This window comes from Sulfitobacter sp. 1A15299, from assembly GCF_043556915.1.
GTDB lineage: Bacteria > Pseudomonadota > Alphaproteobacteria > Rhodobacterales > Rhodobacteraceae > Sulfitobacter.
Window position 1 is genome coordinate 27,739 of sequence record NZ_JBIFFJ010000002.1, and the last position, 26,544, is coordinate 54,282.

Below are 26,544 nucleotides of genomic sequence, written 5' to 3' on the forward strand. Positions count from 1 at the left end.
GCGGGCGGCGTGAGGCGGCTAGTCGAACAGTTTGAACAACTCGCGTCTGACCGCATTCTCCAACTCATCCTTCACGATATCCTCGGTCGAGCGGGTGTCGTCGGGCGCGATGTTCAATTCTTCCTGTATCTTCTGGCGCAGGACATCCTCGGCCCGCTGCTTTTCTTCGGCAAAGTTCAGGTCGATCGCGGCACGCAGGTCGGCCTTGATCTCAGGGTCCGCCCATGGCCCCCTGATCCGAACCGGCACCGCCAGCCCCCCGCGCGACGCATTGACGCGCAGCGCCTTAGGCGTGACCGTATAGTCGAGCGTCTGCGCCCCCAGATCGACCTGCCCTGCCCCCGTCGCGTTGAAATTCGGCAGCAGCATCAGCAGATCGTCGTTGCGCAAGACGCCCTTGGCGATGTCGAATGTCGCTTCCACGGAATCAAATACAGTACTGCCACCTTCGGCATCGACGGAGCCAAGCAGCGCGTCCAAGTCGATCCCCGCAATCGTGCCGCGCCCCATGGACAGCGCGCCGGAGCCGCTGAGCGAGCGCATGATCGCGTCGATCGACTGCCCCACCCCGAGGAACGACAGGTCCGCATCGCCCGCCCCGGTAAAGCGCGTCACCCCGGCGGTATCCTCCAGCAGGTCGCGCATCTGCACGTTCTGCGCTTGCAGCCTGCCGCCCACCGACAGGCCACCGCGGTTGTTCATCACGAACTCCCCCGCGACCTTGCCGCCATAGGCGTTCATGTCCCTCAGATCAAAGACCATCCGCGAACGCTCATTGCGCAGCACAGCGCGGGTGGGGCCTAGGTCGAGCTGCCCCAGATTGATGCTTTCCGCGCTCAGGGCGATGTTCCCGTCAAAAGCCGCGAGCCAATCGGCGTTGATCTCTTGCCGTGACCAGCCCTCCGTTTCCGCCGCGCCCGGGTTGCCGCTGCCGTCCGTCTCTGCCGCTTCCTCGGACAGGGCCGAGAGGTCCAGCGCCCCGGTGCGCAGGTTCGCGGTGATCCGGGGCGTGCCGTTCAGGGCCAGATCGGCCTGCCCGGTCAGGCTGTTGCCGCCAAAATCCACCGCGAGATTGCGCAGCGACAGACGCCGATCCGCCGTCAGGGTCAGCTCAGAGCGCAGATCGACCGACCGACCCAAACCGCGCGGCAGCGCGACAGCACCCGTGCCGAGCGACGCCAGAAAGCGCGCCGTATCGGGGCTGTCGATCCGGATATCCCCCGCCAGCGCACCATTGAGCGATCCGCGCCCGTCGAATGACGCTTCGCCTCCGCCCGTCGCAAGCTCCGCCTGCAGCGGCTGCACGCGGCCCTCCAGAAAATCCGCAAAACCTTCAATCCGCGCGGCAAGCTTAACCGGCTCGCCCGCTGGCGCCATGCTGGCGGTGATCTTCGCCGCCCCGCCCCGCTCGGGCCAGTCCAGCGCCAGATCGACACCATCATAACGCAGCAAGTCCGCCCCTTCGGCGTCATAGATCAGCTTGGCATCGGTCACCGTCAGCTTCTGAATACTCAGCGGGCGGCGGCTGGCGCTCGGCGCGCTCTCGGTCTCGATCCGCGCGCCGCTGGCACTGTCGGTGAACTGCCAGCTTGCGCGCCCATCAAGACGCTGCTCCAACCGGATCACCGGGCTTTGCGCCGCGATATTGGTGATGCGTATCTCACCGCGCAAAAGCGCGCCCGCATCCACCCCGATCGCCGCATTGGCCGCCGTCAGCAGCGCGCCCTTGTCGGTCCAATCGGCATTGCCAACCTCAAGCCCGCCCGCGGTCACCCCCAGCACCGGCCAGAGCGTCACGCCCACATCCCCGGTGATCGACACTTCGCGCCCGGTCATCCGGCTGAGTTGATCGCTGGCGATCCGTGCGATCCGCTCTGCGGGCAGCAGGAACAACGCCCCCAGCATGATCACGACGATCAGCAACAGCGCGCCGATGACCCGTATAATCCATCTCATGGCTCTCTCCTCCTGCCCGGCGGCTCTTTCCCCGCTCATCCGCTTGCCTTATAGCGCAAGCCATGAGCACAAACCCACCCAATCTGCGCCCCGACCTCGCCCCGCAGGCGAAGATCAGCGATCCCGCCCGCCCCGGCCAGCCGACCATCGGCATGGTCAGCCTCGGCTGTCCCAAGGCATTGGTCGATTCCGAACGCATCCTGACCCGGCTTCGCGCCGAGGGCTATGGCGTTTCGCCCGATTACGCGGGCGCCGATGCGGTGATTGTGAACACCTGCGGGTTTCTCGACAGCGCCAAGGCCGAAAGCCTCGACGCCATCGGCGAGGCGCTGACCGAAAACGGCAAGGTGATCGTCACCGGCTGTCTGGGGGCCGAGCCGGATTACATCCGCGAACATCACCCCCGCATCCTCGCCGTCACGGGCCCGCATCAATACGAACAGGTGCTCGACGCGGTGCATGGCGCGGTGCCGCCCGCGCCTGATCCTTTCATCGACCTTCTGCCCGCGCAGCAGGTCTCGCTCACCCCGCGGCACTACAGCTACCTCAAGATTTCCGAGGGCTGTAACCACAAGTGCAAGTTCTGCATCATCCCCGACATGCGGGGCCGTCTGCAGAGCCGCCCCGCCCATGCGGTGCTGCGCGAGGCCGAGCGGCTGGTCGACAACGGCGTGAGGGAACTCTTGGTCATCAGCCAAGACACCTCCGCCTACGGGGTCGACATCAAACATGCCGAAGACCGCGGCCACCGTGCCCATATCACCGATCTGGCCCGTGATCTTGGCTCGCTCAGTGCATGGGTGCGGCTGCACTACGTCTACCCCTACCCGCATGTGCGCAAGCTGATCCCGCTGATGGCCGAGGGTCTGGTGCTGCCCTATCTCGACATCCCCTTCCAACACGCGCATCCGGACGTGCTGAAACGCATGGCCCGCCCCGCAGCGGCGTCGAAGACGCTGGACGAGATCGCCGCCTGGCGCGACATCTGCCCCGACATTACCCTGCGCTCGACCTTCATCGTCGGCTACCCGGGTGAGACCGAGGCGGAGTTCCAGACCCTGCTCGATTGGCTCGACGAGGCGCAGCTCGACCGGGTCGGATGCTTCCAATACGAAAACGTCGAAGGCGCGCGGTCGAACGCGCTGCCGGATCATGTGGCGCCCGAGATTAAACAGGACCGTTGGGAGCGTTTCATGGAAAAGGCGCAGGCGATTTCAGAGGCCAAGCTCGCCGCCAAGGTCGGCAAACACCTCGACGTGATCGTGGATGAGATCGACGAAGACGCCGCCACCTGCCGCACCAAATCCGACGCGCCCGAGATCGACGGCAACCTTTTCATCGACGAGGATTTTCAGAACCTCAAAATCGGCGACATCGTCACTGTCGAAGTCGAAGAGGCCGGCGAATATGACCTTTGGGGACGTCAGATCACCTGACGCCCCCAAGGGCTGGTATCAGGCGTAAGCGCCCGCCGAATAGGTCAACTCATAGCTGTGGCTGTAAAGCTCGAAGACGATGCCGAAGGGGTCTTCGACATAGACCATGCGGTAGGGTTTCTCGCCCGGGAAATACTCCCGCACCGGCATCCGCTGCTTGCCGCCCGCCGCGATGATCCGCTCCAGCAGACCTTCGACATCGGGGTCTTGAATGGCGAAGTGGAAAGTGCCGTGGCGCTTGTGCTCCAGCTTTTCAGCGGGGGCGTAGTTGCCGGGGAATTCGAAGATTTCGATCCCGATGCCATCCGCTGTCGCCAGATGGGCAATGCGCAGCGATCCCCAGCCGGGGCCGAAGACATCGGTGCACATGACGCCGATGGCGGTGTCTTCTTCCACCGCTTCTGTGGGCTGCATCACGACATAGAAGCCGAGCACTTCGGAATAGAATTTCACGGCGGCGTCGAGGTCCGGCACGGATAGGCCGATGTGGGAAAAGGTACGGGGGGTGGTCATATGCGGTCTCCTGTTTGCGTCGAGGTTCAGATAGACAGGCGCACCCCATATGTGAAATTATCAAACCTCATCGAAATCATAACAAACCGTTTGCCATGCTGAACGCCACTTGGCTTGAGACCTTCACCACCCTTTGCGAGACTGGCCATTTCACCCGCACAGCGCAGCGGCTCAACATGACCCAGCCGGGGGTGTCGCAGCACCTGCGCAAGCTCGAGGACCAGTTGGGCCAGCCGCTGATCGCGCGCGAGGGCAAAAGTTTCACCCTGACCCCGGCGGGCGAAGCGCTGTTCGAAATCGGCCTTGCCCGCCGCCGAGAAGAGCAGCGCCTGCGCGAACGTATCGCGACGGACCTGCCCGACCGGGGCGTGGTGCATATCGCCTGCTCCGGCAGTTTCGCCATGCTGCTCCAGCCGCTGCTGCTGGCGTGGATGGCCCAAGCGCCCGACCTTTCCCTCCACCTCGAAGCCGCACCCCAAGCCACGATCCGCGCCGGGCTGCTCGATGGCCGCTTCGATCTGGGCGTGCTGGCCGATGACCCGGCCCATGCAAGGCTCGAGGCGCGGCATCTGGGGCGCGAGGAACTTTGCCTTGTGCTGCCGGTTAATGCCTTGGAACAGATAGAAAGTTTTGCCGATCTCGAAAGCCGCGGCTTCATCGCCCATCCCGATGGTTTTGCCTATGCCGACGATCTGCTCCAGCTAAATTTCCCCGATAGCTATCCGGGGGCCGACCGGATGCGCCTGCGCGGCTATGTGAACCAGATCGGCCAGATCCCGGCAGCAGTGGCGCGGGGCGTGGGCTATACGCTTTTGCCGCGCAGCGGGGTCGAAACCTTTGCCGCCAAGGACCGGCTCAGGCTGCTGCCTCTGCCCAAGCGGCGCTGGCATGACCTTTGGCTCGCCTCGCGGCGCGGACGGCTCTTGCCCGCGCGGATGGTAAAGACGGCGGACCTGATCTCAGAGGCGGCGGAACAGCTACGATAGCAAACGCATCACAGATATTGCGGAACAAAACACCCCCGCTACTAGATATATTACCAAGGAAGGGCGAGATTACGGAGAGACTTGAACATGTTCCCTTTCTGTTCTATATGTAGAACGCAGTAGCAGAGGAATGACCACATGTCTTTTCAACCTCAGTTTCCCGGCATCTTCGACCTTGAGCAGCAAGGCCGCCCGCCCCGTGGCAGCGACAGCGCGCAACCCAAACAGGCCGACCGCCGCATGCCCGCGACCGAAAAGCAGATGCAATACGCCCGGTCCCTCGCCAAGCGAACGGGCGAAGAGCTTCCCAAAGGGATCGAAGCGGATCGCGCGGCGGTCTCGGAATGGATCGACGCCCATAAACCGCAGACGCTTGAGGGGCCCTTTGCCGCCTATCCTTCCGCCAAACAGGTCGCCTTTGCTGAACGCATTGCGCGGTTGAAACGCCGCGATGTCCCGCAGGAGTGTTTTCGCGACAAGACCCTGATGTCGCGCTGGATCGACGGCAATAAACCGCGCTGATCCACCGGGCTCTGCGCTTTACCTTTCGTCACCCATGGCAGAGGGCGATTTCGCTGCTACCTTTCTGCCATGGGCTATCCGACCTCCATCGCTGAGACTTTGGCCGACGGCACCGTGCATGTGCTGAGCCTTGGCTTCGCCATTCCCGCCAGCATCCTTTTGATGCTCCACGCCGCCGGGCAAGAGGGGCAATTGACCGCCACCGCGATCTACGCGGGCTGCATCCTTGCCTCTTTCACCGCCTCTGCCGTCTATCACCTGCTGCCCTTCGACCGCAGCCGCGCCTTTCTGGGCCGGGTCGATCATGCGGCGATCTATTTCAAGATTGCGGGCACCTATACGCCGCTGGTGATGGTGATCGGTTCGGGCTTTGCCTATGGCATCCTTGGCGTGGTCTGGGCGCTGGCGGTGATCGGCGCGGTGGCCAAGCTCTGGTTCTGGCGCACCGATGCGCGCGGATCACTCGCGCTCTACCTCGGTATGGGCTGGCTCTCGGTCCTGTTGATCTACCCGATGTGGCACAACCTGCCGGGGGCGGCGCTGGCGCTGGTGGCCGCGGGCGGGCTGACCTATTCCGCGGGCACCTTGGTCTATGCCCATCCCGGTATGCGCTATCAAAACGCGATCTGGCATGTCTTTGTGCTGGTCGCCACGGCCTGTTTCTTTGCCGCCATCGCGCTCAGCCTTTAGCCTGCGACCTCATCCAGATAGGCCCGCACGCAGGTCTGCACATGGCGAAACCGGTCGCCGCCCAGATGTTTGCCCCCGTACCAGCGGGTGACGACGATCAGATGATCGGTCAGCCCCTCGCGCTCCAACATCCGCACGATCACCATGCCCGCGCCGGATTCGCCATCGTCCCCCTTAAGCGCGCCCCCATCCGAGAGCAGCACCGCCCAAGTGTTATGCGTGGCCTTGGCATAGGATTTGTCGCGTTTGAGGTCTTTCAACGCGGCATCGACCTCGGCCCGGTTCCGCGCGGGGCAGCCCGACACCGCGTATTTCGACCCGCGGTCGTTCAGCACCTGCCCCAGTTTGCGCAAGCCGTCACAGCCCCGCCATGGTGCGCCGCACGATATCAATGCGCGAACTGTTGGGCGGATGCGTGCCAAGGAAACGGTCGCCGGGATCGGGGATACGGGTAAAGAACTCGGCCCCGCGCAGCGGATTATAGCCCGCCCGTGCGGTGATGATCGTGCCCAAAGCGTCGGCCTCAAGCTCGAAATCCTTGGAATACCGGCGCGCGCCGACCTCTGCGCCCAACTCCTGCGCCGTGCGCACGGCAGTCGCATCGCCCCCGCTCAGCGTGGCGATACCGGCAAAGATCACCGCCCCTGCCATGGCATTCTGCTGTTGGCGTTCAATATGGCCCGCGATGTGATGCGCAGTCTCATGGCCCAGCACAAAGGCAAGCTCGTCTTCGTTGCGGGCGTCAGCGATCAGCGCCAGCGTGAATGCCACGATGGGGCGGCCATTTTTGTCAAGCGTTTGGAAGGCGTTGGCCGGTTGGCCGGGGCGGTCATCCACCACGATATTGAAATCGCAGTTCATCCCCGTGGTCCGGTTCCGACACTCCCGTTCGGCCACGGGTTCAAGCGTGCGGACCACCTGAACAAAGCTCCGCGCCGCCGCACTCGCGCTCAGCCGTGGGCCTGCCTGCCCCGTGGTCTGTGGCCTGTCGACCGGGATCGGGCCTGTTTGGATCGGTGCCACCTCACAGGCCGAAAGCAGGGCGATGACGGCAAATGCGCCAAGGGCATTCAACAATTTCACGGCTGTTCCTCGCTCGGGTTTGCTTGAGCCCCCTGTCTATCACGCCGCCCTGCCGCCGCCACCCCCGTTCACGGAGCTTTGACGCCGCAACGGCGGTCTTGCGCTTGGCCCCACAACCCCTAATGTGCCCTCATGTTTACCATCGAGCATGAATTCGACGCCACCGTCATCACCCTGATCGACGAATCCGACGCCCCCCTGCGCGAGGACGTCACCGTCTCTGCCTTCGCGGGGCAGATCACGATCGAGCAATGGGACGCCCGAACCGACCGTGTGGCCAAGATCACCCTGTCCCCCGCGCAGCTGAGCGATCTGACGGCGGCACTGAACCTGCCCGAGGGCATCTACCGAAGCAATTCCTGAGGATCGTCACATGGCCACCGGCACAGACATCAAGACCTATTTCAACGGCGCATGGCATGACGGCGATCTGCCCACCATCAAAGCCGCCGACCACGGGGCATGGCTGGGCACCACCGTTTTCGACGGGGCGCGGCTGTTCGACGGGCTCGCCCCGGACCTTGAGGCGCATTGCGCGCGGATCAACCGCTCGGCCCGGGCGCTGATGATCACCCCCACGGTCGAGACCGACGAGATGGTCGAGATGTGCCGCGAGGGGCTGAAGAGCTATTCGCGCGATCAGGCGGTCTATATCCGCCCCATGTATTGGGCGCTGGCAGGCGACGAGCTGGGCATCGTGCCGCGCGAAGGTGCCACCGGCTTTGCCATCAGCCTAGAGGCCATCCCCATGGCCCCGCCCGAGGCCGCGACCACCCTCACCCGCACCCGCTTCCGCCGCCCGGTGCTGGAGGATAACGTCGTAAACGCCAAGGCGGGCTGTCTCTACCCCAACAACGCCCGGATGATGGTCGAGGCGCGGTCCAAGGGGTTTGGCAACGCACTGGTCGCCGATGCCATGGGCAATGTCGCCGAAAGCGCCAGCGCCAATGTCTTCATGGTCAAGGATGGCGAAGTTTTCACCCCCATTCCCAATGGCACCTTCCTTGCCGGGATCACCCGTGCGCGGCATATGTCGAACATACGCGAGGCGGGGATGAAGGTGCATGAGACCGTCCTCAGCTTTGACGACTTCCATGCCGCCGATGAGGTTTTCCTGTCGGGCAATATGATGAAAGTCACGCCTGTCAGCGCCTTTGACGATACGCAATATGGCACTGGGGACAACCAGAACCCGGTCACGCGCCGGGTGCGCGAAATGTATTGGGACTGGGCCGCAAGTCAGCGCGGCTGAAGGCCCGGGCGGCAGCGGCGCGTGAAAGCGATTGCCAGCGCCGCCCGCCCGCGCCATGATCGCACCGCACCGGGAGGAGGTGCGGAGAGAGGGTTTGATGCGGAAATTCCTAGTGGTGTTGGACGATAGCACCGAATGTTTGAATGCCATGCGTTTCGCCGCCCTGCGCGCGGCGCGCACGGGGGGCGGCGTGGCCGTTCTGTCGGTGATCCCGCCCGAAGAGTTCAACCATTGGATCGGCGTCGGCGACCTGATGCGCGAAGAGGCCCGCGAACGGATCGAGGTGCATTTCGAAGTCTTCGCCAAATGGATGCGCGACAAACAGGGCGTCGATCCCGAGTTAATCATCCGCGAGGGCGAACCCACGGATGAGATCATTCAGCAACTTTCTGACGACCCCGACATCGGCGTTCTGGTGCTCGGCGCCAGCGGCGACCGCAAGAAAGGCCCCGGCCCGCTCGTCACGCAATTGTCGCGCTCCGCCGGTGCCCTGCCCGTCCCGATCACCATCGTGCCCGGCGATCTGAGCAAAGAACGGCTTGAAGCGATCACCTAAGCGCTCTGGCGCCCGCCCATTGATCGGCGCCGCAATTTAGAACGGTTCTAAACCTTGACTTGCCGCCCGCGCAGGCGCATATCAGTAGCCACGCCGAAAGCGAGGTACACCCCATGTTCATCCAGACCGAATCCACTCCGAACCCCGCAACGCTCAAGTTCCTGCCGGGTCAGACCGTGCTGGAGATGGGCACCGCCGATTTCCCCTCCCCCGAAGCCGGGGCGACGTCGCCACTGGCCCAACGGCTTTTCGCGGTCGAGGGCGTGACCGGCGTGTTCTTCGGCACCGATTTCGTCACCGTGACCAAGCAAGACGCGGTGGAATGGGACCATGTGAAACCCGCCCTGCTGGGCGCCATTATGGAGCATTTCCAGTCCGGTGAGCCGGTCATGGCCTCCGACCACCAGCCCACCTCCGGCCATGCCGCTCATGACGGCGAAGATGGTGAGATCGTCGGCCAGATCAAAGAGTTGCTGGACAGCCGCGTGCGTCCCGCCGTGGCTCAGGATGGTGGCGACATCACCTTCCACGGCTTTGAACGGGGCGTTGTCTACCTGCATATGCAGGGCGCCTGCGCGGGCTGCCCCTCCTCGACCCTGACATTGAAAATGGGCATCGAGAACCTGTTGCGCCACTACATCCCCGAGGTGACAGAGGTGCGCCCGGTTGCCTGAGCATGGCGCAAGCGGGCCGCTGATTCTGGCCTTCGACACATCGGCCGCGCATTGCGCGGCCGCTTTGCTGTCGGGCGACCGGATCTTGGCCTCCCGCACCGAGCCGATGACCAAGGGTCAGGCCGAGCGGATCATGGTCCTTTGCGCGGAATTGCTGAGCGAGGCTGGGCTCGCCTATGCCGACCTTACCGCGCTTGGCGTCGGCGTGGGGCCGGGGAATTTCACCGGCATCCGCATCGCCGTCTCCGCCGCGCGGGGGCTGGCGCTTGGCCTTGGCATTCCGGCAGTCGGCGTCGATGCTTTCGACGCGCTGCGCGAAGGCCATGACGGCCCCTGCGGCTGTGCGGTGGATGCCCGCCGCGATCAGGTATTTCTGCAAGGCTTTGACAACCCGGCCATTTCCACGCCCGTGCTCTATGATGCCACAGCCCTCCCGGCCTTCACCGGCCCGCTGATTGGCGCGGGCGGAGAGCCGCCTGCGATGCCCGTCGCCGAAGCCATCGCCCGCATTGCCGCGCGCCGTTTTGCCAGCAATCCGCCCCGGCCTGCGCCGCTTTACCTGCGCCCCGCCGATGCCGCCCCCGCCCGCGACGCCGCCCCGGTGCTGCTGCCGTGACACCGGCGGCTCTCGCCGCGCTCCACGCTGCGGCTTTCACCCAAGACAGGCCGTGGCAAGAGGCGGAGTTCGCAAGCCTGCTCGACAGCCCCTTCGTGCGCCTTTTCACCCGCCCCGGCGGCTTTGCCCTGACCCGCACCATCGCGGGCGAATCCGAATTGCTGACCCTTGCCGTGGACCCTGCGCAGCAGCGCCGGGGGCTGGGCCGGGCGCTGCTGCGCGACTGGCTGGCCGCCCTGCCCGCCGACTGTGAAAGCGCCTTTCTCGAAGTCGCCGCCGACAATCTGCCCGCCCGCGCGCTCTATGCGGATCAAGGCTTTGCCCAAATCGCCACCCGCCGTGCCTATTACGCGCGCAGCGGCGCCCCGCCCGTGGATGCCTGCATCCTGCAACGCATCTTGACCCATGGTCACGCTGGCGATCCGGGCGGCTTGCCCTCAAAAAGCGGTTGACCCTACCCCCCGCCTGCGCCCTAGATTATACCTGATCACATGATCCACAAACGCCGTGGCGGCAGCATCTGATTGACCGCCCGACACCACAACCCGGGAGACACCAAATGACCCTCATGACGAAATTCCTCGGCGCTGCTGCGGGCCTCGCGCTCACCGCCGGCGCGGCGGCAGCCGAACCGGCGCTGATCTTCGACCTCGGCGGTAAGTTCGACAAGAGCTTCAACGAAGCGGCCTTCAACGGTGCCTCCCGCTGGGCCGAAGAAACCGGCGGCAAATTCGCCGAGATCGAAATGCAGTCCGAAGCGCAGCGTGAGCAGGCTCTGCGCCGCTTTGCCGAATCCGGTGCCAACCCGATCATCACCATGGGTTTCGCCATGGCCGATCCGCTGGCGACCGTCGCACCCGACTACCCCGACACCAAGTTCGCCGTGATCGACGTAAACTGGCTTGACCTGCCCAACGTGCGTCAGGTCAGCTTTGCCGAACATGAGGGGTCTTACCTCGTCGGCGTGATGGCGGCGATGGCCTCCGAGAGCAACACCGTGGGCTTCGTCGGTGGCATGGACGTGCCGCTCATCCGTCACTTCGGCTGCGGCTATGCCCAAGGCGTCAAGGCGACGAACCCCGACGCCACCGTCATCGCCAACATGACCGGCACGACCCCCGCCGCGTGGAACGACCCGGTGAAAGGCTCCGAGATTACCAAGGCGCAGATCAACCAAGGCGCTGACGTGGTCTATGCCGCGGCGGGCGGCACCGGCGTGGGCGTGCTGCAAACCGCTGCCGACGAGGGCATCCTGTCGATCGGCGTGGACAGCAACCAGAACCACCTGCACCCGGGCAAGGTTCTGACTTCCATGCTGAAACGCGTCGATGTCGCCGTCTATGACGCGATGATGGCGGGCGAAGACCTTGAAGTCGGCGAAGTCGTGACCCTCGGCTTGGCCGAAGAAGGTGTCGGCGTTGCCATCGACGAACATAACCAAGAGCTTGTCACCGAAGAGATGAAGGCCGCTGTCGACGAAGCGCGCCAGAAGATCATCGACGGCGAGATCAAAGTGGTTTCCTACTATGAGAACGACAGCTGCCCGGCACTGGACTTCTGAGCCCGATTTATCCACAATCGACCCCCGGGGCCGCGCCGATCATCGGCGCGGCCCCTTTTAAAACCCCACAGCGTGACCGGGGCTGAGATGGACCAACGCCAGACCAAGGGCTGCCATGCCCGCAGGACCTTTTGACATGACCGATACCGCCCCCGCGATCGAACTCAAGGGCATTTCCAAGGCCTTCGGCCCGGTACAGGCCAACAAGGATATCTCGATCCGCGTCATGCCGGGCACGATCCACGGCATCATCGGCGAGAACGGCGCCGGCAAATCGACGCTGATGTCGATCCTCTATGGCTTCTACAAGGCCGACGCGGGCGAGATCTTCATCGGTGGCAAGAAGACCGACATCCCCGACAGCCAGGCCGCAATCGCCGCCGGCATCGGCATGGTGTTCCAGCACTTCAAGCTGGTCGAAAACTTCACCGTTCTGGAAAACATCATCCTCGGGGCCGAGGATGGCCGCCTCTTGAAGCCCTCGCTGTCGAAGGCGCGCAAGACGCTGATCGAACTGTCGAAGGACTACGGCCTGAACGTCGACCCCGACGCGCTGATCCAAGACATCGGCGTGGGCATGCAGCAGCGCGTGGAGATCCTGAAAGCGCTCTACCGGCAGGCCGACATCCTCATCCTCGATGAGCCCACCGGCGTGCTGACCCCCGCCGAGGCCGACCAGCTGTTCCGCATCCTCGGGCGTCTGCGCTCTGAGGGCAAGACCATCATCCTGATCACCCACAAACTGCGCGAGATCATGGAGATCACCGACACCGTGTCGGTCATGCGCCGCGGCCAGATGACCGCCACCGTGAAAACCGCCGAGACCTCGCCGCAGGAACTGGCCGAGCTGATGGTCGGGCGCAAGGTGCTCTTGCGCGTCAACAAAGAGCCCGCCACCCCGGGCGAGGTGATCCTCGACATCAAGGACCTGCGGGTCGTCGACGACAAGGGCGTCGAGCGGCTGCGCGGGATCGACCTGCAGATCCGCGCGGGCGAAGTGCTGGGCCTTGCGGGCGTCGCGGGCAACGGCCAGTCGGAACTTTTGGAGGTGCTGGGCGGCTATGCCGACGGTACGGGCAACGTCACGCTCAACGGCACCCCGCTGGACCTGTCGGGCAAGAAAAGCGACGGCCAGTCGCGCCGCGCCCGCGGCGTCGCCCATGTGCCCGAAGACCGCCAGCGCGAGGGTCTGATCATGGATTTTCAGGCTTGGGAGAACAACGTCTTCGGCTACCACCACGACGACCGCTTCAACAGCGGCATGCTGATGGACCACGCCGCAATCCGCGCCGACGCCGAAGACAAGATGGCCCGTTTCGACGTGCGCCCGCCCGATCCGACGCTGGCGGCCAAGAACTTCTCGGGCGGCAACCAGCAGAAGATCGTTCTGGCCCGCGAGATCGAGCGCAACCCCGACCTGCTGCTGATCGGCCAGCCCACCCGCGGCGTCGACATCGGCGCCATCGAATTCATCCACGAGCAGATCACCGCCCTGCGCGATCAGGGAAAGGCGATCCTGCTGGTCTCGGTCGAGCTTGAAGAAATCCTCGCCCTGTCGGACCGCATCGCGGTGATGTTCGACGGGCAGATCATGGGCGAACGTGCCGCCGACCAGACCGACGAAAAGGAGCTTGGGCTGCTGATGGCCGGGATCACCGATACCGAGAACGAACACAGCGTGGCCGAGGTCGAGGCCAATCTCGCCCGGGCGGGCGGCGACGCGCGCAAGGAGGTCTGAGATGGACGTGATGCCGAAATGGGCCGAGGTGATCCTCGTGCCGCTGATTTCCCTGCTGCTGGCCGCCGTGCTCTCGGCGCTGGTGATCCTGTCGATCGGCGAAGACCCGGTCGCGGCGGTGAACCTCATGGTCAAGGGTGCACTCGGCTCGACCTATGGCTGGGGCTACACGCTGTATTATGCCACCAACTTCATCTTCACCGGCCTTGCCGTCGCCGTGGCCTTTCACGCGCGGCTCTTTAACATCGGCGGTGAGGGTCAGGCGATGCTGGGGGGCTTGGGCGTGGCGCTGGCCGCGCTCTACATTCCCTGGCCGCATTGGACGCTGGCGTTGATCGGCTGTGGGGTCATGGCCGGCCTTCTGGGCGCGGTCTGGGCGGCGATCCCGGGCTGGCTACAGGCCAAGCGCGGCTCGCACGTCGTGATCACCACGATCATGTTCAACTTCATCGCCGCGGCGCTTTTGAACTACGTTCTGGTCAACGTCATGCGCCCGCCCGGCAGCATGGACCCGGCCAGCGCCCGCTTCCCCGAGGCCGTGCATCTGCCGACCTTGCACGAACTCCTTGCCCCGCTTGGCATCGCCTTCTCCAAATCCGCACCCGCCAACGTCTCGCTGCTGGTAGCTGTCGCGGCCTGCGTGGCGATCTGGATGCTGATCTGGCGCACCCGTCTGGGCTATGAAATCCGCGCCTACGGCCATTCGCAGCCGGCGGCGCGATACGCTGGCATTTCGCCCGTGCGCATCACCATGATCACCATGATCATCTCGGGCGCGCTGGCGGGGCTGATGGCGATCAACAACGTCATGGGCGAAAGCGAACGTCTGGTACTGAACGCGACCGAGGGCGCGGGCTTCATCGGCATCGCCGTGGCGCTGATGGGCCGCTCGCATCCCGTGGGCGTCTTCTTTGCCGCCCTGTTGTTCGGCTTCCTTTACCAGGGCGGCGCGGAACTGGCGCTCTGGACCTCGATCCCGCGCGAGCTGATCGTCGTGATCCAGGCGCTCGTGATCCTCTTCACCGGCGCGCTCGACAACATGGTGCGGATGCCGCTGGAACGCCTCTTCCTGATGTTCCGCCGCCCCGGCCCGCCGAAACCCGGCCCGCGCAGCGCCCAGTCGGAGGGCGCCGAATGACCCAGAACACCCCCCTGAGAAAGCGGGTCTGACCTATGGACTATATCACGCTCATCCAATTGCTCGACAGCACCGTGCGGCTTGCCACGCCGCTGCTTCTGGCCTGTCTTGCCGGTCTTTTCTCCGAACGCGCGGGCGTCTTCGACATCGGGCTCGAGGGCAAGATGCTGGCTGCGGCCTTCTTCTCGGCGGCGCTGGCGTCGATCACCGGCTCGGTCTGGATCGGTCTGGCGGCGGGCATCGCCTCCTCGCTGGCGCTCAGCGCCGTGCATGGCCTTGCCTCGATCACCTTCCGTGGCAACCAACTGATCTCCGGCGTGGCGATCAACTTCCTCGCCGCGGGCATGACCGTGCTGATCGCGCAGGACTGGTTCGCCCAAGGGGGCCGCACGCCCTCGCTCTTCGGCGGCGCGCGGTTCGAGCCGATCACCCTGCCCTTCGCCGAGGAGATGGAGAGCGTGCCGGTCATCGGCCCGCTCTACGAAGAGCTGATCTCCGGCCATTCGATCCTCGTCTATGCCGCCTTCCTCGCGGTGCCGATGACATGGTGGATCCTGTTCCGCACCCGCTTCGGCCTGCGCCTGCGCGCCGTGGGCGAGAACCCCGCCGCCGTCGACACCGCCGGTGTCTCGGTCGTGGGTTTGCGCTATGCCGCCGTGGCCATCGCGGGGCTGCTCTGCGGCGTGGCGGGCGCCTATCTCAGCACCGCGCTACAAGCGGGTTTCGTCAAGGACATGTCCGCGGGCCGCGGCTTCATCGCGCTGGCGGCACTCATCTTCGCCAAGTGGCGGCCTTGGTACGCGCTTTGGGCCACGCTGCTCTTCGGCCTTTTCGGGGCGCTGGAAACCCGGCCTGACGTGATCCAGTCGGTCATCGGCATCAAGGTGCAGGGCCAGCTTCTGGGCGCCCTGCCCTACCTGATGACCGTGGTGATCCTCGCCGGTTTCGTCGGGAAAGCGATCCCGCCGCGCGCGGGTGGCGAGCCCTATGTGAAAGAACGCTGACACTTCCTTCCGGCCCTTGCACCCGAGGGCCGGATCGGCGCGACCTTTCAAAGTCGTCGCCTCACCGCGACAAGCTATGTTGAACTGCGCCGCCGTTCGGGGCTAGGAAACGTCATGCAAATCTACCTGCCCATTGCCGAAGTATCGGTCAACGCCTTCCTCCTTTTGGGGCTGGGCGGCATCGTGGGCATCCTGTCGGGCATGTTCGGCGTCGGCGGCGGCTTTCTGATCACGCCGCTGCTGTTCTTTGTCGGCATCCCGCCCGCCGTGGCGGTGGCGACCTCGACCAATCAGATCGTGGCCTCTTCCTTCTCGGCGCTTCTGGCGCATCTCAAGCGGAAGACGGTCGATTTCCGAATGGGCTGGGTTCTGCTGGCCGGGGGGCTGATCGGCTCCGGCATCGGCATGTTCATCTTCAACTACCTGAAATCGCTGGGCCAAGTCGATCTGCTGGTGACGCTTTGCTATGTCGTCTTTCTTGGCATCATCGGCGGGCTGATGTTCGTGGAATCGCTCCGCGCCATCCGCCGCACCCGCAAGGGGGGCCGGGTCAAACGCAAGAAACACTATTGGGTGCATGGGCTGCCGTTTAAAATCCGCTTTCGGGTTTCGGGCCTTTATATCTCGGTGATCCCGCCGGTGCTGGTCGGCGCGGCGGTCGGGATGCTCTCGGCGATCATGGGGGTGGGCGGCGGTTTCATCATGGTGCCCGCGATGATCTACCTGCTCGGCATGCCGACCAAAGTCGTCATCGGCACCTCGCTGTTGCAGATCATCTTCGTCACCGGCTTCACCACCATGCTCCATGCCACCACCAACCAGACGGTCGACATCGTGCTGGCAGTGCTACTGCTGGTGGGCGGCGTGTTGGGCGCGCAGGTGGGCACGCGGATCGGCGTGCGGATGCAGGCCGAACAGCTGCGCATCCTGCTGGCGGTGCTGGTCTTGGCGGTCTGCGGCAAGCTGGCGCTCGACCTTCTGCTGGAACCCGCTGAACTCTATTCTCTCAGCCCGGTGGCCGCGGAATGATGCGCGCGGTGATCGCCTTTCTCGGCCTGTGTTTCACGGCCCTGACCGCCATGGCGGAAGAGGAAATCGTGCTTGGCCTCAGCCAGGCCGAAGTCTCCATCACCACCAATTTCGACGGGTCCGAGATCCTTGTCTACGGGGCCGTGAAACGCGAAGCGCCGATCCCCGAGGGCGCGCCGCTCGAAGTCGTCATTACCGTCTCCGGCCCATCGGCCCCGGTCATGGTGCGCCGGAAAGAGCGGCGTTTTGGCATCTGGGTGAACACCGCCGCGGTTGAGGTCGACCGCGCGCCGAGCTTCTACGCCGTCGTCACCTCCGGCCCGCTGGCCGAGGTGCTCAAACGCATCGAAGACCTGCGCCACCGCATCTCCATCCCCCGCGCCATCCGGTCGGTCGGCGCCCCGATGGAGATCGCGGACCCCACCCAGTTCACCGACGCGCTGATCCGCGTGCGGAAAGATGCCAACCTGTACCAAGTCATCGAAGACGGGGTGAAGGTGGATGAGCAAACCCTCTTCCGCGCCGCCGTCGCCCTGCCCGCCTCGCTCACCGAAGGGGCCTATGACACGCGGATTTTCCTCACGCGCGGCGGCGATGTGGTGGCGCAATATGAGACGATCATCGACGTGCGCAAGGTCGGGATGGAGCGTTGGCTGTTCAACCTCGCCCATCAGCAGGCGTTTCTCTACGGGCTGCTATCGCTCTTCATTGCGGTTGCCGCGGGCTGGGGCGCCTCTGCTGTCTTTGGGTTGCTGCGCCGCTAAGCCGCGCCATCCTCGGTCGCCTCAAGCGTCAGCGCCGCCGCGGGCGCCGCCCGCAGATCGTCCACCCTGAGCGGCCCCGAAGGCTTGCTCAACCGGTTGCGCACCACCCAGATCAGCCGCTCCTGCGCGCGGGTGATGGCGACGTAAGCCAGCCGTTTCCACAGCGGCTGCCCGGCCTCAGACCGCCCCATCCGCGCGGCGGCATAGAGATCGGGCGCGAAGACCTGCACGTTCTCCCACTGGCTGCCCTGCGCCTTGTGGATCGTCACCGCCGCGCCATGCAGGAAAGTCGCCCCCATACGTGCGGCGAAGGGGATAAAGGGTTCCTCCTCATCCGGCTTCTCGATCTTCACGATCGAGGCGGCACTCACCTGCGGGTCTTCGGCCCCGATCACATGCAAGCGGCTGAACCCGGGCTTGCGCCCCTCGCCCAGATAGACCACCTGCGCGCCCTTGATCAGGCCGCGCGCCTCAAGGTCCAGCCGTTTCTTGCGGTGTTTCAGCGGCAGTTCGATCCCGTCGCAGATCAGCGGCTCGCCCGCCAGCAACGCATCTTCGGGCGCGCCATGCACGGCGCGAAAGGCGTTGATCAGCCGGATGCGCGTCGCGTTGCGCCAGACCAACACCGGGCTGCGCGCCATCAAGTCCACCTCAACCCGCTGGCCCCAGACCACCCGGTCATCTTTCCGCGCCGCCTCCTCGACCATACGCTCGAAATCGTAGAACTCGAGCTGCGGATCGGCCAAGGCATGGGCCAAGTCGAGGATCGGATTATCTGCCTCCTGCCGGTGAATGCGGTTGAGGTTTAACACCCGCTTCTCGGGCAGTTTCTCGAAAACCATGGTCCCCGACTGCCCCACCGGCGCCAGCTGCGCCGGATCGCCGAACAACAAGAGCGTCGGGAAAATCTCCTTGAGATCCTCGAACTGCTTATCGTCCAGCATCGAGCTTTCGTCGACAAAGCCGATGTCCAAGGGCTCCTCGCGCCGCTTCCAGCCGGTGATGAAATCGCTGCCGCGCAGCCCCGCCGCGGCCAGCGCCCCGGGCACCGACTTGTTGCCCGCAAAAAACGCCGCCGCCCGGTCCAGCGCCTGTTCGCTCAAGCCCTCGATCTCGGGCTTATCGCCATTGCCGGTCAGCCATTCGGCGATGCGCTCGTACTCGGGGTGATAGACCGGCGTGTAGAGAATGCGGTGGATCGTCGTCGCCGGCACCCCGCGCAGGCGCAGCACGCTTGCAGCCTTGTTGGTGGGCGCGAGGATCGCCAAGCTGCGCTTCTCGCGCTTCTTGCGCGATTCGTAGTCGCCCGAGACGATCTCGACCCCCGCCGCCTCCAGCGCGCGGTAAAGCTCGGCCAGCAGCAGGGTCTTGCCCGATCCGGCCTTCCCGGTCACCGCCATCACCTGATCCGGCCCGCCCGCAGGCGGCATCAAAAGCGAGTCGTCCAGATCAATGCCCGCCGAACGCAGCATATCGGCCACCTTGTCATGGGCGGCGGCTTGGTCATCGGAATAGGTGAGCGCGGTAGATGTCATTGGGCGACCCTAAATGAGCCCCGCGCCGGGGGCCAGATGGCTTTGCCCCGCCCGCCTGCAATTCATGTGGATTATCCGCCTCAGACGACGATGAGCCCCCGGCTGAGTGCACGGGCGACAGCATGTGTGGTGTTGGATGCCCCGAGTTTGAAGCGGGCGCTTTCCACATAGGCGCGCAGCGTATGTTCCGAGATCGACAGACGGTCGGCCACCTGCGCGCGGCTATAGCCGACCGCCAGCAGGGTCATCGCATCCACCTCGCGCGGGGAGAGCGCCTGCACGGCACCCGGCGCCCGCTCCGGAGCCAACGCCAGCGCCTTTTCATTGAAGCAATGTGCCGCCCAGATCAAATCGCGCCGGTGCCGCGCGGTGAAAGCGGCCCAAACCCGATCGGTGCAACTGTGGTTCGTGGTGAAAAGCGCGAATTGCCCATGCGGCCCCCGGATCGGAACCGAGAAGCCCTGATCGCCGACCCCATGATCCAAAGCATCCCGGCGAAACTGCCGCGCCGCGCGCGAGGACCAATCGAGGTCTTTCCAATCCACCGGCTCGAACCGGCGATAGCAGCCTGCGACCACGGGATCGATGCGCAGGTAGTTATGCGCCTGATAGCGCTCAGACCAGAGCGCGCCATAGGTGCCGCAGCCATATTGCACCCCCGCCGTATCGACCCAGTGATAGACGACGTGCAAAATGCCATAGTGATCGCGCAGGTCTTTGCAGGCCTGCCCAAGGGCGGGCTGGCCATCAGCCTGCGCCAGCCTTTCCCAAATCCGTTCCAGATGCGGCTCTATCCTCATGCGTCCGGCCCACGGCCCTTTCGCGTTGCAAGGACATCTCAGCCAAAGCGATCAGCGCCGCGTCGTCCAACTGTTCCGCCGTGCGCGGCAGTTGGTTCGCCATGGCAAACGCCCTGAGATCGGCCAAAACGTCCAATATCCAATCATCTCGCATGAGGGTCGCCCAGCTTTGGTTAATGGCAGATTAATACAACCATAGCATGTACCAAATTTTGCACCATCCGCGCTTTCTGCCCCCCCATAAATGGCGGGGTTTCGGGCGCTAAGCCGCTGTTTCTAAGGGGCGCCACGCAAAACCCCCGCAGCCGAAGCCACGGGGGTCTCATCCTTGCCAAAAAGTGACGCTCAGTCGCGGGCGACCAGCGTGTCCTCCAGCGTGCGCAGCCCAGTCGTTGGCGCTTGGACCAGCACCGACATATTGCCCGGCTTATGTTCGTTGCGCATCATCTTCATATGCGCTTCGGGCAGGTCGGCCCAGCTAAAGACCTCGGACATGCAGGGGTCGAGCCGCCGCTCCATCATCAGCTTGTTGGCGGCACTCGCCTGTTTGAGATGGGCAAAGTGGCTGCCCTGCAGGCGCTTCTGGTGCATCCACATGTAGCGCACGTCGAAGGTCAGGTTGAACCCAGAGGTGCCGGCGCAGATCACCACCATGCCGCCCTTTTTGACGACGAAGGTGGAGACTGGGAAGGTCGCCTCGCCGGGGTGCTCGAAGACCATATCGACATTCACGCCCTTGCCGGTGATGTCCCAGATCGCTTTGCCGAACTTGCGCGCCTCTTTGAACCACTCGGCATATTCCGGCGTGTTCACCGTGGGCAATTGGCCCCAGCAGTTGAAGTCCTTGCGGTTCAGCACCCCCTTGGCGCCCAGATCCATCACGAACTGCCGCTTGCTCTCGTCCGAAATCACGCCGATCGCATTGGCGCCCGCGGTGTTGATAAGCTGGATCGCATAGGAGCCGAGGCCACCCGACGCCCCCCAAACCAGCACGTTCTGCCCGGGCTTCAGGTCATGCGGCTCATGGCCAAAAAGCATCCGGTAGGCGGTGGCCAGCGTCAGCGTGTAGCAGGCACTCTCTTCCCAGGTCAGATGCTTGGGCCGCGGCATCAGCTGCTGGCTCTGCACCCGCGTGAACTGCGCGAAGGAGCCGTCGGGCGTCTCATAGCCCCAGATCCGCTGGCTGGGGGAATACATCGGGTCGCCGCCGTTGCATTCCTCGTCGTCACCGTCGTCTTGGTTGCAGTGGATCACCACCTCGTCGCCGACCTTCCAGCGGGTCACCTTGTCGCCTACCGCCCAGACGATGCCCGAGGCATCGGAGCCCGCGATGTGGTAAGGCTCGCCATGGCCGTCGAAGGGGCTGATCGGCACGCCGCGCGCGGCCCAGACACCATTGTAGTTGATGCCCGCCGCCATCACGAGGACCAGCACGTCTTGGCTGTCGAGCTTGGGCACATCGACCACTTCCTGCAGCATCGCGCTGTCCGGGTCGCCGTGCCGTTCGCGGCGGATCGCCCAAGCATACATCTGTTTCGGGACATGCCCCATCGGGGGCATCTCGCCCACTTCATAGAGGTCCTTTTGCGGGGCGTCATATTCGGCGTGTTTCGTATCCAGTGCCATGTGGGCCTCCTGCCGGTGATCGGTGTCTACAAGGTCTGTGCCGCACCGCAGAATCGCGGCGGCTCCCTTTCGGGATATGATCCACCACGCAACAATGCAACCCCTAGATGCCGCCGTTTGTAATTTTATGACCCAGCAGTCGCAGCAATTTCTGCCGCAGGTGCAGCATCATCCGCCGGAAAATGTGCAATGGAATTAGCGTAGAAGGCCAAGACGGGCGCCTGCCCTTCGACGATCTCCAGCCCCTCTGGACCTTCGGAAATGACGCCACGTTTCTTCAGCCGCGCAACGGCGCGGGCGACCCGTTCGGGCAGGACTTCCGGCTTCGGCACCCGGTTGCGCGACGGCATCCGCTCCAAAGTCGCGGCGACTTCGGCCAGCAGGTCGGCCTCCTGCATCGGACGCGCGGCCTGCAACATCACCCGCGCGATTAGCGGCACGGTCAGCACCGGCATCGCCTGCGCGATCCGGTCCATCAGCATTTCGGACAGTTCCGAGACCGGCACCCCGGCCCCGGTGCGACGCAGCGACAGCGGATCGCCAAAGGTCACCGCCGCCGTGCCAAAACGCGTGTCGCGCCCGCGCAGCCGCCGCCACATCTTGCGCAGCACAAAGCCCGCGACCACCGTGGTCCGCGCCCCGAAACGCCGGTCCCCGCGCTGCCCGGCCGCGATCAGCACACGGTCCTCCAGCACCCGGTCATAGTTGATCGCCACGGGCACAAAGATGATGTCGCGCTCGCCTTCGGGATCGAACCCATCCACGACATAGGACAGAAGCCCGACCTTCGGCGGCTGCAAGGCCCCGGTCAGGCTCAAGCCGCCCTCGGGATAGAACGCCTGCGTCACCCCGCCCGTGGTGGCCATCTGCACGTAGCGCGCCAAAACCTTGCGATAGAGCGCCCCGCGCGACCGGCGGCGGATAAAATACGCCCCCATGGAGCGGATCAGCGTGCTCAGCGGCCAGACCCGCGCCCATTCCCCCACCGCATAGCTCAGCGCCGAAGACCGCGCGGCCAGATAGGTCACCAGCATATAATCCATGTTCGACCGGTGGTTCATGATGAAAACCACCGTGGCATCCCGCGGCAGCGCGGCGAAAGTTGTCTCGTTACTCACCGCCGTCTCGACCCGGTAGACCGTATTGGTCAACAGCCGCGCCAGGCGGATGCCGAAACTGAAATAGGCAAAGGCCGAAAACCGCGGCACGATCTCGCGCGCATATTCCCGCGCCTTTTGAAAGGCCACGTTTTCGGGCACGCCGTTGCTGCGGGCGTAATTGACGATCTCTTGGCTGACCTCCGGATCATAGATCAGCCGCTGGATCATGTCGTGCCGCCGCGCCAATTTGAAGGGCTCGATGGGCCGGGTCAGCCGCTTGTTCAACCGCTCCACCGCCCGTTCGAGCCGACGGCGAAAGAACCAACGCACCGAAGGCAGCAGAAAATGGCTTAGCGCCGTGACGGCTGCGAAAACCACGATGAGGATGAACAGCCAAAGGGGCAATTGCACAGTCTGCGTCATGGCTTAACCCTTACAGCGCGCGGGCGAGAGGACAATATTTATCTGTTTCCCGCCCGCTCAAGCGACCCGAGTGATGCCGCAACGCAGCGAATTGACAGAGGCATATTATTTCCCCTATCAACGCAATGACGCAACTTTATTGCCATCCAGATTCAAGAGGCCACAATGACCCAACCGCAGAAAGACCGCCCCTGGCTCATTCGCACCTACGCGGGCCATTCCACCGCCGCCGCGTCCAACGCGCTTTACCGCTCGAACCTCGAGCGCGGGCAGACCGGCCTTTCCGTAGCCTTCGACCTGCCGACCCAAACCGGCTATGACAGCGACCATGTGCTCAGCCGCGGCGAGGTGGGCAAGGTGGGCGTGCCGGTCAATCACCTCGGAGATATGCGCGCGCTGTTTGACGGCATCCCGCTGGAACAGATGAACACCTCGATGACGATCAATGCCACCGCCCCTTGGCTGCTGGCACTCTATATCGCGGTGGCCGAGGAACAGGGCGCGGATGTCGCCAAGCTGCAAGGCACGGTGCAAAACGACCTGATCAAGGAATACCTCAGCCGCGGCACCTATATCTGCCCGCCTGCGCCATCGCTTAAGATGATCGCGGATGTGGCCGAATTCTGCTATACGAATGTGCCGAAATGGAACCCGATGAACGTCTGTTCCTACCACCTGCAAGAAGCAGGCGCGACACCGGAACAGGAATTGGCCTTTGCACTGGCCACCGCCACCGCCGTGCTCGACGCGCTGAAACCCCGCGTCCCGGCAGAGGATTTCCCGAAATTGGTGGGCCGGATTTCCTTCTTTGTGAACGCAGGCATCCGCTTCGTCACCGAAATGTGCAAAATGCGCGCCTTCGTAGACCTTTGGGACGAGATTTGCCGCGAGCGCTATGGTGTCGAAGACCCCAAATTCCGTCGATTTCGCTATGGGGTGCAGGTCAATTCGCTGGGGCTGACCGAACAACAGCCCGAGAATAACGTCTACCGTATTCTCATCGAAATGCTGGCCGTGACCCTGTCGAAAAAGGCCCGCGCCCGCGCCGTGCAATTGCCCGCATGGAACGAAGCCCTCGGCCTGCCCCGCCCGTGGGATCAACAATGGTCGATGCGGATGCAGCAGATCATGGCCCATGAGACGGATCTTTTGGAATTCGACGATCTATTCGACGGCAATCCGGCAGTCGATGCCAAGGTCGAATTGCTCAAGGAAGGCGCGCGGGCCGAATTGGCGAATCTCGATGGTATGGGCGGCGCGATTTCCGCAATTGATTACATGAAAGGACGTTTGGTCGAAAGCAATGCCGACCGGCTGCGCCGCATCGAAAGCGGCGAAACCGTGGTGGTCGGTGTCAACAAATGGCAGCAGGGCGCGCCCTCGCCCCTGATGACCGGCGCGGGCGATATCATGCAATCCGACCCCGGCGCCGAGGCCGACCAACTCGCCCGCCTCGACAGATGGCGCAGCGCGCGCGACGAGGGTGCCGTGAAACAGGCGCTGGCCGATCTGCGCGCCGCGGCACAAGCGGGCGAGAACATCATGCCCGCCTCTATCGCCGCCGCAAAAGCCGGGGTGACCACCGGCGAATGGGCCACGCAAATGCGCGCCGTTCACGGGGAATATCGTGGCCCCACAGGGGTTTCCGCAAGCCAGTCCAACAAGACCGAAGGACTGGACGACCTGCGTGATGCGGTGGATGCGGTCAGCGACAAATTGGGCCGGAGGTTGAAATTCCTCGTTGGCAAACCGGGGCTCGACGGCCACTCAAACGGGGCCGAGCAGATCGCCGTCCGCGCCCGCGATTGCGGCATGGACATCAGCTATGAAGGCATCCGTCTGACACCTGCGGAGATCGTGGAGGCCGCGCAGACGGAAGCCGCCCATGTGGTCGGCCTGTCGATCCTCTCGGGCTCCCATGTGCCCTTGGTCGAAGACCTAATGGAACGCATGGCCGAAGCCGGGTTGACGCATATTCCCGTCATCGTCGGCGGCATCATTCCCGAGGCCGACGCGACCCGTTTGCGCGCCGCCGGGGTGGCGCAGGTCTATACGCCGAAGGACTTTGAATTGAACGTCATCATGCAAGATATCATTACGCTCGCCGATCCCAAAGCGGTGGCGGCGGAATAGGCTGACACAAAATACATCGTGCAATTAACCTATTGGCTCTATAATTCCCTCTCCCAGCACAATCTGGAAAGGAAATATCAGATATGGAAAAAGACCTGAAATCCATGAGCCGCAAGGAATTGGAGAAACTTCTGTCGGATGTCAAAAAGGCATTGCAGGCCGCACAGGCCCGCGAACGCCGCGCCGCACGCAAGGCGGCGCAAAAGGCAGCGGCGGAATATGGCTTTTCCCTGAATGAGTTAGCTGATGAAGCCCCCGCGCCGAAGAAGGCTAAGAAGCCGCGCAAGGCGCCCGGCGGTCCGAAATCGAAACCCCAATTTGCCAATCCGGAAAACCCGTCCCAGACTTGGACTGGAAAAGGCCGCCAGCCGAATTGGTTTCGCGCTCAGATAGATAAAGGCGCCGACCCGGAAACGATGCGGGTGTAATACTTCCCCGAATACGGGAATTTCGCGCCGGTTGAATAGCAATTCACCGGCGCTTTTTATTGTTGACGGAAAAGTGAATTGGACAGTGATCTCCGGCACGGTGCTGAGCGGGAGTTAACGTCGCCGCGCCTGCCCTACTGCGGCCCCCCGGCCCCACGGCAGCCCTTGTGAAGCCCGCCGCGCGCAGGCAAAATGCGCCAAACATCAGGAGACAGAAATGACCGTCCATATTGGCGCGAAACCCGGCGATATCGCCGAAACCGTATTGATGCCTGGCGATCCCTACCGCGCGAAATGGGCGGCGGAGACCTTTCTCGAAGGGGCCGAACTGGTCAATGAAGTGCGCGGCATGCTGGGTTTTACCGGCACATGGCGCGGCAACCGGGTGACGATCCAAGGCTCGGGCATGGGCATGCCCTCGCTGTCGATCTACGCCAATGAGCTGATGACCGAATATGGCGCGCAGACCCTGATCCGCATCGGCTCTTGCGGCGGCATGCAATCTCATGTCGGCATCCGCGACGTGATCATCGCCATGACGGCGAGCACGATCACCTCGCCCTCCACGGGCATTTTCCGCGAATTGAACTACGCCCCCTGCGCCGATTACGGCCTATTGAGCGCCGCCGTGGCCGCTGCCGAAAAGCTGGAGGCAAAGACCCATGTAGGCGGCATCTATTCTTCGGACGTCTTCTATGCGGAGCGCCCCGACCTTGACGAGCAGATGGTGCGCCATGGCATCCTCGGTGTCGAGATGGAAGCGGCCGAGCTTTACACGCTGGCCGCGCGGCACAAGCGGCGGGCATTGGCGGTGCTGACAGTAAGCGATCATCTCCAGACCGGCGAGGCGCTGCCATCGGAGGACCGGGAGAAGAGCTTTGGCGATATGGTCGAGATTGCGCTGGAGGCGGCCTTTGCCTGAGTGCGGCGCCTGCTGAGAGGGCGGGATTGGTATTTGAAAAAGGATGAAGGGGCGCGGCG

Annotated in this window: 28 protein-coding genes; 19 read left to right on the forward strand and 9 right to left on the reverse strand. The window is 63.9% G+C overall.

Going from position 1 to position 26,544, the window contains the following annotated elements:
- Positions 1-18: 18 nt before the first annotated feature.
- Positions 19-1,956, reverse strand: coding sequence for an AsmA family protein (locus tag ACGYK7_RS03350; RefSeq protein WP_394399002.1), 1,938 nt, complete (start codon positions 1,954-1,956; stop codon positions 19-21).
- 62 nt (positions 1,957-2,018) lie between these two features.
- On the opposite strand from ACGYK7_RS03350, the gene rimO reads away from it, so the two are divergent.
- Entirely contained in the window at positions 2,019-3,392 is a 1,374-nt protein-coding gene (gene rimO, locus ACGYK7_RS03355; protein ID WP_394399004.1) for a 30S ribosomal protein S12 methylthiotransferase RimO, read from the forward strand.
- Between the two features lie 18 nt (positions 3,393-3,410).
- On the opposite strand, the gene ACGYK7_RS03360 is transcribed toward rimO, so the two are convergent.
- Positions 3,411-3,905: a lactoylglutathione lyase family protein gene (locus tag ACGYK7_RS03360; protein WP_394399006.1), complete on the reverse strand. Its 495-nt coding sequence runs from the start codon at positions 3,903-3,905 to the stop codon at positions 3,411-3,413.
- 95 nt (positions 3,906-4,000) lie between these two features.
- Between ACGYK7_RS03360 and ACGYK7_RS03365 the strand changes: the two genes are divergently transcribed.
- The 3 genes from ACGYK7_RS03365 to ACGYK7_RS03375 all read left to right on the forward strand — a co-directional run bounded on the left by ACGYK7_RS03365 (position 4,001) and on the right by ACGYK7_RS03375 (position 6,103).
- A complete protein-coding gene (locus ACGYK7_RS03365; RefSeq protein WP_394399008.1) occupies positions 4,001-4,891 on the forward strand; it encodes a LysR family transcriptional regulator in 891 nt (296 codons plus the stop codon).
- A 138-nt stretch (positions 4,892-5,029) separates the two neighbouring features.
- Positions 5,030-5,413, forward strand: a complete 384-nt coding sequence (locus tag ACGYK7_RS03370) for a hypothetical protein (protein ID WP_394399010.1) — start codon at positions 5,030-5,032, stop codon at positions 5,411-5,413.
- A gap of 69 nt (positions 5,414-5,482) precedes the next feature.
- The gene (locus ACGYK7_RS03375) at positions 5,483-6,103 is read left to right on the forward strand and encodes a hemolysin III family protein (RefSeq protein WP_394399012.1); all 621 of its coding nucleotides are present in this window, start codon (positions 5,483-5,485) and stop codon (positions 6,101-6,103) included.
- On the opposite strand, the gene ACGYK7_RS03380 is transcribed toward ACGYK7_RS03375, so the two are convergent.
- Both ACGYK7_RS03380 and ACGYK7_RS03385 read right to left on the reverse strand, forming a co-directional pair.
- Positions 6,100-6,456 carry a YigZ family protein gene (locus ACGYK7_RS03380; RefSeq protein ID WP_394399014.1) on the reverse strand — a complete coding sequence of 119 codons (357 nt, stop codon included), beginning with the start codon at positions 6,454-6,456 and terminating at the stop codon, positions 6,100-6,102. The two genes, ACGYK7_RS03375 and ACGYK7_RS03380, sit on opposite strands and share 4 nt — an antisense overlap.
- A gap of 4 nt (positions 6,457-6,460) precedes the next feature.
- Positions 6,461-7,186 carry a M48 family metallopeptidase gene (locus ACGYK7_RS03385; RefSeq protein WP_394399016.1) on the reverse strand — a complete coding sequence of 242 codons (726 nt, stop codon included), beginning with the start codon at positions 7,184-7,186 and terminating at the stop codon, positions 6,461-6,463.
- 132 nt (positions 7,187-7,318) lie between these two features.
- On the opposite strand from ACGYK7_RS03385, the gene ACGYK7_RS03390 reads away from it, so the two are divergent.
- From ACGYK7_RS03390 to ACGYK7_RS03445, 12 genes are all read left to right on the forward strand, one after another.
- The gene (locus ACGYK7_RS03390) at positions 7,319-7,549 is read left to right on the forward strand and encodes a hypothetical protein (RefSeq protein ID WP_067261534.1); all 231 of its coding nucleotides are present in this window, start codon (positions 7,319-7,321) and stop codon (positions 7,547-7,549) included.
- Between the two features lie 10 nt (positions 7,550-7,559).
- Positions 7,560-8,438 (forward strand): branched-chain amino acid aminotransferase, encoded by an 879-nt coding sequence (locus tag ACGYK7_RS03395; RefSeq protein WP_394399018.1) that lies wholly within the window; start codon positions 7,560-7,562, stop codon positions 8,436-8,438.
- A 97-nt stretch (positions 8,439-8,535) separates the two neighbouring features.
- A complete protein-coding gene (locus ACGYK7_RS03400) occupies positions 8,536-8,994 on the forward strand; it encodes a universal stress protein (RefSeq protein ID WP_040700546.1) in 459 nt (152 codons plus the stop codon).
- A 113-nt stretch (positions 8,995-9,107) separates the two neighbouring features.
- Entirely contained in the window at positions 9,108-9,668 is a 561-nt protein-coding gene (locus ACGYK7_RS03405; protein WP_067261530.1) for a NifU family protein, read from the forward strand.
- Positions 9,661-10,284 (forward strand): tRNA (adenosine(37)-N6)-threonylcarbamoyltransferase complex dimerization subunit type 1 TsaB, encoded by a 624-nt coding sequence (gene tsaB / locus ACGYK7_RS03410; RefSeq protein ID WP_394399020.1) that lies wholly within the window; start codon positions 9,661-9,663, stop codon positions 10,282-10,284. Before ACGYK7_RS03405 ends, tsaB begins: the two co-directional genes overlap by 8 nt.
- On the forward strand, positions 10,281-10,736 hold the full coding sequence (locus ACGYK7_RS03415) for a GNAT family N-acetyltransferase (RefSeq protein WP_394399022.1): 456 nt from the start codon (positions 10,281-10,283) through the stop codon (positions 10,734-10,736). The genes tsaB and ACGYK7_RS03415 overlap by 4 nt, the downstream gene beginning before the upstream one ends.
- 107 nt (positions 10,737-10,843) lie before the next feature.
- Positions 10,844-11,845, forward strand: a complete 1,002-nt coding sequence (locus tag ACGYK7_RS03420; protein WP_394399023.1) for a BMP family protein — start codon at positions 10,844-10,846, stop codon at positions 11,843-11,845.
- 136 nt (positions 11,846-11,981) lie between these two features.
- Positions 11,982-13,583 carry an ABC transporter ATP-binding protein gene (locus tag ACGYK7_RS03425; protein ID WP_394399025.1) on the forward strand — a complete coding sequence of 534 codons (1,602 nt, stop codon included), beginning with the start codon at positions 11,982-11,984 and terminating at the stop codon, positions 13,581-13,583.
- A gap of 1 nt (position 13,584) precedes the next feature.
- A complete protein-coding gene (locus ACGYK7_RS03430) occupies positions 13,585-14,721 on the forward strand; it encodes an ABC transporter permease (RefSeq protein ID WP_394399027.1) in 1,137 nt (378 codons plus the stop codon).
- Between the two features lie 35 nt (positions 14,722-14,756).
- Positions 14,757-15,725 (forward strand): ABC transporter permease, encoded by a 969-nt coding sequence (locus ACGYK7_RS03435; RefSeq protein WP_394399029.1) that lies wholly within the window; start codon positions 14,757-14,759, stop codon positions 15,723-15,725.
- 114 nt (positions 15,726-15,839) lie between these two features.
- Positions 15,840-16,754 carry a sulfite exporter TauE/SafE family protein gene (locus tag ACGYK7_RS03440; RefSeq protein WP_067261874.1) on the forward strand — a complete coding sequence of 305 codons (915 nt, stop codon included), beginning with the start codon at positions 15,840-15,842 and terminating at the stop codon, positions 16,752-16,754.
- Positions 16,751-17,518, forward strand: coding sequence for a TIGR02186 family protein (locus ACGYK7_RS03445; protein WP_394399031.1), 768 nt, complete (start codon positions 16,751-16,753; stop codon positions 17,516-17,518). Before ACGYK7_RS03440 ends, ACGYK7_RS03445 begins: the two co-directional genes overlap by 4 nt.
- On the opposite strand, the gene ACGYK7_RS03450 is transcribed toward ACGYK7_RS03445, so the two are convergent.
- The 5 genes from ACGYK7_RS03450 to ACGYK7_RS03470 form a co-directional block, all read right to left on the reverse strand.
- Positions 17,515-19,053, reverse strand: a complete 1,539-nt coding sequence (locus ACGYK7_RS03450; RefSeq protein ID WP_394399033.1) for an ATP-dependent RecD-like DNA helicase — start codon at positions 19,051-19,053, stop codon at positions 17,515-17,517. The two genes, ACGYK7_RS03445 and ACGYK7_RS03450, sit on opposite strands and share 4 nt — an antisense overlap.
- An 80-nt stretch (positions 19,054-19,133) precedes the next feature.
- Positions 19,134-19,853, reverse strand: a complete 720-nt coding sequence (locus ACGYK7_RS03455; protein WP_067261877.1) for a LuxR family transcriptional regulator — start codon at positions 19,851-19,853, stop codon at positions 19,134-19,136.
- Positions 19,801-20,007, reverse strand: a complete 207-nt coding sequence (locus tag ACGYK7_RS03460; protein ID WP_394399035.1) for a hypothetical protein — start codon at positions 20,005-20,007, stop codon at positions 19,801-19,803. Before ACGYK7_RS03460 ends, ACGYK7_RS03455 begins: the two co-directional genes overlap by 53 nt.
- Before the next feature lie 191 nt (positions 20,008-20,198).
- The gene (ccrA, locus tag ACGYK7_RS03465) at positions 20,199-21,479 is read right to left on the reverse strand and encodes a crotonyl-CoA carboxylase/reductase (RefSeq protein WP_209217441.1); all 1,281 of its coding nucleotides are present in this window, start codon (positions 21,477-21,479) and stop codon (positions 20,199-20,201) included.
- 125 nt (positions 21,480-21,604) lie between these two features.
- Positions 21,605-23,002: a 1-acyl-sn-glycerol-3-phosphate acyltransferase gene (locus ACGYK7_RS03470; protein WP_394399037.1), complete on the reverse strand. Its 1,398-nt coding sequence runs from the start codon at positions 23,000-23,002 to the stop codon at positions 21,605-21,607.
- Between the two features lie 165 nt (positions 23,003-23,167).
- Between ACGYK7_RS03470 and ACGYK7_RS03475 the strand changes: the two genes are divergently transcribed.
- From ACGYK7_RS03475 to deoD, 3 genes are all read left to right on the forward strand, one after another.
- The gene (locus tag ACGYK7_RS03475) at positions 23,168-25,135 is read left to right on the forward strand and encodes a methylmalonyl-CoA mutase family protein (RefSeq protein ID WP_394399039.1); all 1,968 of its coding nucleotides are present in this window, start codon (positions 23,168-23,170) and stop codon (positions 25,133-25,135) included.
- Between the two features lie 83 nt (positions 25,136-25,218).
- On the forward strand, positions 25,219-25,563 hold the full coding sequence (locus ACGYK7_RS03480; protein WP_394399041.1) for an H-NS family nucleoid-associated regulatory protein: 345 nt from the start codon (positions 25,219-25,221) through the stop codon (positions 25,561-25,563).
- 217 nt (positions 25,564-25,780) lie between these two features.
- Positions 25,781-26,485, forward strand: a complete 705-nt coding sequence (gene deoD, locus ACGYK7_RS03485; protein ID WP_394399043.1) for a purine-nucleoside phosphorylase — start codon at positions 25,781-25,783, stop codon at positions 26,483-26,485.
- Positions 26,486-26,544: the final 59 nt, after the last annotated feature.

What these genes read in the sequence shown, in the direction of transcription:
- ACGYK7_RS03405 (WP_067261530.1), top strand. Translation starts at nt 9,108, where the DNA reads ATGTTCATCCAGACCGAATCCACTCCGAACCCCGCAACGCTCAAGTTC.
- ccrA (WP_209217441.1), bottom strand. Translation starts at nt 21,479, where the DNA reads ATGGCACTGGATACGAAACACGCCGAATATGACGCCCCGCAAAAGGAC.
- ACGYK7_RS03370 (WP_394399010.1), top strand. Translation starts at nt 5,030, where the DNA reads ATGTCTTTTCAACCTCAGTTTCCCGGCATCTTCGACCTTGAGCAGCAA.
- ACGYK7_RS03375 (WP_394399012.1), top strand. Translation starts at nt 5,483, where the DNA reads ATGGGCTATCCGACCTCCATCGCTGAGACTTTGGCCGACGGCACCGTG.
- ACGYK7_RS03400 (WP_040700546.1), top strand. Translation starts at nt 8,536, where the DNA reads ATGCGGAAATTCCTAGTGGTGTTGGACGATAGCACCGAATGTTTGAAT.
- ACGYK7_RS03475 (WP_394399039.1), top strand. Translation starts at nt 23,168, where the DNA reads ATGACCCAACCGCAGAAAGACCGCCCCTGGCTCATTCGCACCTACGCG.
- deoD (WP_394399043.1), top strand. Translation starts at nt 25,781, where the DNA reads ATGACCGTCCATATTGGCGCGAAACCCGGCGATATCGCCGAAACCGTA.
- ACGYK7_RS03425 (WP_394399025.1), top strand. Translation starts at nt 11,982, where the DNA reads ATGACCGATACCGCCCCCGCGATCGAACTCAAGGGCATTTCCAAGGCC.
- ACGYK7_RS03395 (WP_394399018.1), top strand. Translation starts at nt 7,560, where the DNA reads ATGGCCACCGGCACAGACATCAAGACCTATTTCAACGGCGCATGGCAT.
- ACGYK7_RS03440 (WP_067261874.1), top strand. Translation starts at nt 15,840, where the DNA reads ATGCAAATCTACCTGCCCATTGCCGAAGTATCGGTCAACGCCTTCCTC.
- ACGYK7_RS03455 (WP_067261877.1), bottom strand. Translation starts at nt 19,853, where the DNA reads ATGAGGATAGAGCCGCATCTGGAACGGATTTGGGAAAGGCTGGCGCAG.
- ACGYK7_RS03450 (WP_394399033.1), bottom strand. Translation starts at nt 19,053, where the DNA reads ATGACATCTACCGCGCTCACCTATTCCGATGACCAAGCCGCCGCCCAT.
- rimO (WP_394399004.1), top strand. Translation starts at nt 2,019, where the DNA reads ATGAGCACAAACCCACCCAATCTGCGCCCCGACCTCGCCCCGCAGGCG.
- ACGYK7_RS03430 (WP_394399027.1), top strand. Translation starts at nt 13,585, where the DNA reads ATGGACGTGATGCCGAAATGGGCCGAGGTGATCCTCGTGCCGCTGATT.
- ACGYK7_RS03445 (WP_394399031.1), top strand. Translation starts at nt 16,751, where the DNA reads ATGATGCGCGCGGTGATCGCCTTTCTCGGCCTGTGTTTCACGGCCCTG.
- ACGYK7_RS03365 (WP_394399008.1), top strand. Translation starts at nt 4,001, where the DNA reads ATGCTGAACGCCACTTGGCTTGAGACCTTCACCACCCTTTGCGAGACT.
- ACGYK7_RS03420 (WP_394399023.1), top strand. Translation starts at nt 10,844, where the DNA reads ATGACCCTCATGACGAAATTCCTCGGCGCTGCTGCGGGCCTCGCGCTC.
- ACGYK7_RS03350 (WP_394399002.1), bottom strand. Translation starts at nt 1,956, where the DNA reads ATGAGATGGATTATACGGGTCATCGGCGCGCTGTTGCTGATCGTCGTG.
- ACGYK7_RS03390 (WP_067261534.1), top strand. Translation starts at nt 7,319, where the DNA reads ATGTTTACCATCGAGCATGAATTCGACGCCACCGTCATCACCCTGATC.
- ACGYK7_RS03460 (WP_394399035.1), bottom strand. Translation starts at nt 20,007, where the DNA reads ATGCGAGATGATTGGATATTGGACGTTTTGGCCGATCTCAGGGCGTTT.
- ACGYK7_RS03360 (WP_394399006.1), bottom strand. Translation starts at nt 3,905, where the DNA reads ATGACCACCCCCCGTACCTTTTCCCACATCGGCCTATCCGTGCCGGAC.
- ACGYK7_RS03470 (WP_394399037.1), bottom strand. Translation starts at nt 23,002, where the DNA reads ATGACGCAGACTGTGCAATTGCCCCTTTGGCTGTTCATCCTCATCGTG.
- ACGYK7_RS03435 (WP_394399029.1), top strand. Translation starts at nt 14,757, where the DNA reads ATGGACTATATCACGCTCATCCAATTGCTCGACAGCACCGTGCGGCTT.
- ACGYK7_RS03480 (WP_394399041.1), top strand. Translation starts at nt 25,219, where the DNA reads ATGGAAAAAGACCTGAAATCCATGAGCCGCAAGGAATTGGAGAAACTT.